2 protein-coding genes are annotated in these 4,652 nt (G+C 41.1%); both read left to right on the top strand.

Features of this window, described 5'->3' with window-relative positions; all coding sequences use genetic code 11:
* Positions 1 to 316 precede the first annotated feature (316 nt).
* Positions 317 to 3,388: a SusC/RagA family TonB-linked outer membrane protein gene (locus F1E73_RS16415; protein WP_150452578.1), complete on the top strand. Its 3,072-nt coding sequence runs from the start codon at positions 317 to 319 to the stop codon at positions 3,386 to 3,388.
* A gap of 112 nt (positions 3,389 to 3,500) precedes the next feature.
* Positions 3,501 to 4,652 (top strand): SusD/RagB family nutrient-binding outer membrane lipoprotein (locus F1E73_RS16420; protein ID WP_150452579.1); only part of this gene is annotated, 1,152 nt, incomplete at its 3' end.

The raw sequence follows: 4,652 nt of genomic DNA on the forward strand, positions 1-4,652 counted from the left end.
TATGCAGTACCAATTTATTTGGATGGATGGCAATTCTTGAAAGCTGTCCAAATTAGCTAACATTCTTTATGTGTAAGATGGGTGGCCCCTAGTTTTTTCTAATTGCCGCTAGCGGAAAGAAGTTCTAAAAAGCTATGAAGTAAACCCGATAAAAAGAGTGACGAAATGATTTATTCGTGGTAAATTGGTTTGTTTTATGATAATAAGGGAGTGGGTTGTAGGTAAATGTTAGGTATTTAACATTTTAGGCTGATTTTGTTTGATTATGTGATATATTTTTTTAATTTCCACGATTAATCAACTAAATTAAAAACTCATGAAGAATACCTTTATTGTATGTACTTTTCTTTTGTTTTTCTGTAATTCATATGGGCAAGAAATATCTGGTTTGGTTACCGATGTTTCCGGAGCTCCCTTACCAGGGGTGACCATTGTAGTTGGAGGAACAAATAAGGGAACAACAACAGATTTTGATGGTAATTATACCATAGCCGCCAGTACGGGCAACGTATTGAGATTCTCCTATTTAGGGATGAAAACTCAGAGTGTTACCGTAGGGTTGGCAAACGTCATAAATGTGACCATGGAGGAAGACTCCGAGCAATTGAGCGAAGTTATTGTGACCGCCTTTGGAATCTCGCAGGAGAAGAAAGCGCTGGGGTATTCTGCCCAAAGTGTTGATGCCGAGGCAATAACCAGAACCAAGCAAACCAATTTGGTCAGTGCTTTGCAAGGGCAAGTTGCGGGGGTGCAAATCACCAATTCTGGTGGGGCTCCGGGTCAGAGTGCACGTATTATTATTAGGGGTATTAACTCCTTGGACCCCCAAGCCGATAATCAGCCGCTTTTTGTTGTGGATGGGGTGCCCATTGATAACTCCACGGTAGAATCCGGTGGAACTCCTCGTGGATTAACGAATAGGGCTGCCGATATCAACCCTGCAGATGTAGAATCTATGTCTATCTTAAAAGGTGCTGCCGCGACTGCTCTTTATGGTGTTCGCGCTGCCAACGGAGCAGTAATTATCACCACCAAAAAAGGGAAAGCGGGGCAAGTAAGTGTAAGTTTTAATTCTTCTCTTGGTTTTGAAGAGTTAAATCGTTTGCCAAAACTCCAAGATCAATATGGGCAGGGTTTTAGTGGTGAGTACAGTCCCGATAGCTTCTGGCCTAGCTGGGGTGCTCCAATTTCTGAGGTAGCGAAAACTGTGGAAGGTCATAAGTATCAGGATAACTGGAACCGAGCCTTTGATACAGGGGTGCAAACAGATAATAGTTTAAGTATATCAGGAGGAGGCGAAAAAGCTACTTTTTATGGCTCCTTTGGGAATTTTGAGCAGAAAGGGATTATTCCATTCAGTGATTGGGGTAGAACCACCGCTAAGCTATCAGGTAGCGTTACAATGAGTGAGAAATTCAATTTTAGCGGATCTGTAAATTACTCCAACTCCGGTGGTAATAGAGTGCCTCATGATCGCTATATGGAGCGAATGATGTATTGGGCAGAAACCCAGGATGTGCGAGATTATATTAATCCGGACGGAACCATGAAGACCTATGGTAATACCAATCCAATATATGATGCCCGGTTTAGCACCTATAAGGATAATGTGAATCGACTTATTGGGAATCTAAATTTAAACTACAGCCCAACAGATTGGCTAAGTCTTTCGTATAGAGTGGGGACCGATTTTTATAGCGATGCTAGAACGGAAAAAACTCCGGGACCAAAAGGTATAGATGGGGAGCAGCCACTGAGTTCTACTGGGTATTTAGAGGAAACTAGGATAAATAGTAGGGATATAACCTCTAACTTTTACATTACCCTAAATAAAACATTCAATGAGGATTGGAGTACTAACCTTAGGTTGGGGAACGATATTTTTGAAAGAAAATACGATCGTGTTCAGCTTAGAGGGGAAGATTTTGTAATTCCAGAGTTTTTTAATGTAAACAATACCAGACAGGTTTTTGCTAGTCAAGGAAAAAGTATTAGAAGGTTGGTAGGGTTTTACGGAGACTTAATGGTGAATTACAAAGATTACCTATACCTAAACATTACGGGAAGGAACGATTTCTCGTCCACGCTTCCAAAAGATAATAATTCTTTCTTCTATCCTTCTTTTAACGTAGGGTATGTGTTTAGTGAGCACTTAGCCATGCCAGAGTGGTTTACATTTGGGAAGTTAAGAGCGTCATGGGCGCAAGTGGGTAAGGACACTAATCCGCACGTGTTAGGGGCTACCTTTGTATCTCCAAGTGTGTATCCGTTGAATGGACAAGTTGGATTTAGTAGGAATAGCACCTTTGGCGATCCAGCCTTGAAGCCAGAATTGACCACTTCTATAGAATTTGGTACTCAATTGGCCTTCTTTGAGAATCGTTTAAATTTGGATGTTACCTATTATAAATCCAACGCAGAAGATCAGATTATCCCTGTGCCGATTACGGATGCCACCGGTTTCTCTTCGTATATAACTAATGCAGGAGAAATAGAGAACCAAGGTGTGGAAATCGTACTTGGAGGTGATATCATAAAAAACAATGATCTTACTTGGAAAATGACGGCAAATCTCTCTATAAATGATAATAAGGTTAAATCGATTAGAGAGGGGATAGATGAGATTGTTGTAGGGAGTCAGTTTGGATATGCCGGAAGTAGGGTAACCATGAAATTAATAGAAGGTGAGGCTTATGGTAATCTCTATGGTACCAGTTATGAACGTTTCGGAGCTGATCCAAATAGTAAATACGTGGAGAAAGACCTTCCCGTTGTAATTGGAGCTAATGGATTTCCAGCTAGAAACAGTGATCAGTTGATACTTGGGAATGCCGTTCCAAAATGGATCGGGGGACTGAGAAATGTGTTGAGTTATAAGAATTTTGACCTAAGTGTCTTGGTTGATTTCAGAGCAGGGCTAGAGCAGTATAACCAGTTTGATAATTTCCTGTCGGCCTTTGGTAAAAATGAATATACTTTAGCAAGAAATGATTTTCGGGTATTTGATGGGGTCTTGGCAGATGGATCCCCAAATACAAAAGAAGTGTGGTTAGGACAGGGGGTTGGTCCTGATGGGAACAATTATGGAGCAGGATTCTGGAGAAATACCTATAGAGGGGTAAGTGAAAATTTTGTGTACGATGCCAGCTATATTAAACTAAGAAGTGTTTCTCTAGCCTATAATTTTAGTGATAAGGTTTTGGATAAGACCCCGTTCAACTCTTTGCGACTTTCAGTGGCAGCCAACAACATTATATTATATTCCCCATGGGATGGATTTGACCCGGAGTCTTTCTCTGCAGGAGCGGGAGGTAATGCCATTGGTTTTACCGGGCTTGGATTTCCAGGGACCCAAAGTTATTTCCTGACTTTAAACGTAGGCCTATAAATGGTTGAGTCAAGGTTTGGGCTTGGTTGTTTAAACCTCAAGAAGATGGTTTAGTTTAGTAAGCTCAATAGGAAGAAATAAAGGGATAAATAAAAAATTTAAAATTAACAAGATGAAAATAATAAAAAGAATAGGGAAAATGCTGGGTGTTGGCCTGGTGTTTATTGCTAGTTCCTGTGATAAATACTTGGATGTTAATGAGAATCCAAATAACCCCGAAGATGCGCCGATTTCTGGTCTCATGATTAATAGTACTTATGAAACCGCTTATAATCAATTTAGGGTGGGGCAAATTGGTGCTCATTATGTGCAGTATTTGGCATCCCCCAATCCAGGTAGTTCTAACGATACAATGGAGCCTGTAAGTTATGGAGGGACTTGGTTTAGTTTATATAATGTTATGACAGACCTAACGGTATTGATAGACAAGGCTGAGGAGCAAGGAGCTAGTCATTATACCGGGGCCGCTCAAATAATGATGGCCTTAAACCTGGGAATGGCAGTAGATATTTTTGGAGATATACCATTCTCCGAAAGCTTTCGGTTCGAGACGGTCACTCCAAAATATGACCCAGATGTGGAGTTGTATGCTAATGTATTGGATTTCTTAAATAAGGGAATTCAAAATTTACAAGCCGCTACTACCGCTTCTATTGGGGAGGACGATTTTATATTTAATGGAGATGTTGATAAATGGATGGCTTTTGGGCAAATGCTTAAGGCGCGGTATATGATTCATAAGAAAGCTACTTCGGATTATAATGCCAATGAAGTGCTTGCTGCGGTTGATAATGGATTTACCTCTAATGATGATAATGCTCAAGTAAACTTCTTTGAGCAGTCTATTAACCCTTGGTCAAATGTGGCAAGGCGTAATGCCAGCTTATTGTTAGATGGATGGATCTCGGAACAATTTATTGAAGCCTTGGATGGCACCTCTTACACAACGGTAGATCCACGGTTAAAGCTGATGGTGGGTACTACATCTGATGGGGAGTTTGTGGGTACTCCAAACGGGGAAGGTAGGGGAGATGCTCCGGAGCAGGGGGCGCGGTCTACTTTGATTCAAGGGCAATTTTATACTTCCGAAACTTCCCCGATGTTAATTGCAACCTATAGTGAGCAAAAGTTTATAGAGGCCGAAGCCGCTTTTGAGGTAGATAAGGATAGGGCGTACCAAGCCTATTTGGATGGAATTGTAGCTCATATGGAGATGTTGTCTGTTCCGCAGGCAGAGATGGATGCTTATTTGGCAAGTCCAGAG

The sequence above is a fragment of the Arenibacter lacus genome, from assembly GCF_008711145.1.
In the GTDB taxonomy this organism is placed as follows: Bacteria; Bacteroidota; Bacteroidia; order Flavobacteriales; family Flavobacteriaceae; genus Arenibacter; species Arenibacter amylolyticus.

Bases quoted from the DNA above. Each gene is read 5' to 3' on its own strand.
- F1E73_RS16415 (WP_150452578.1), top strand. From the start codon at position 317: ATGAAGAATACCTTTATTGTATGTACTTTTCTTTTGTTTTTCTGTAAT.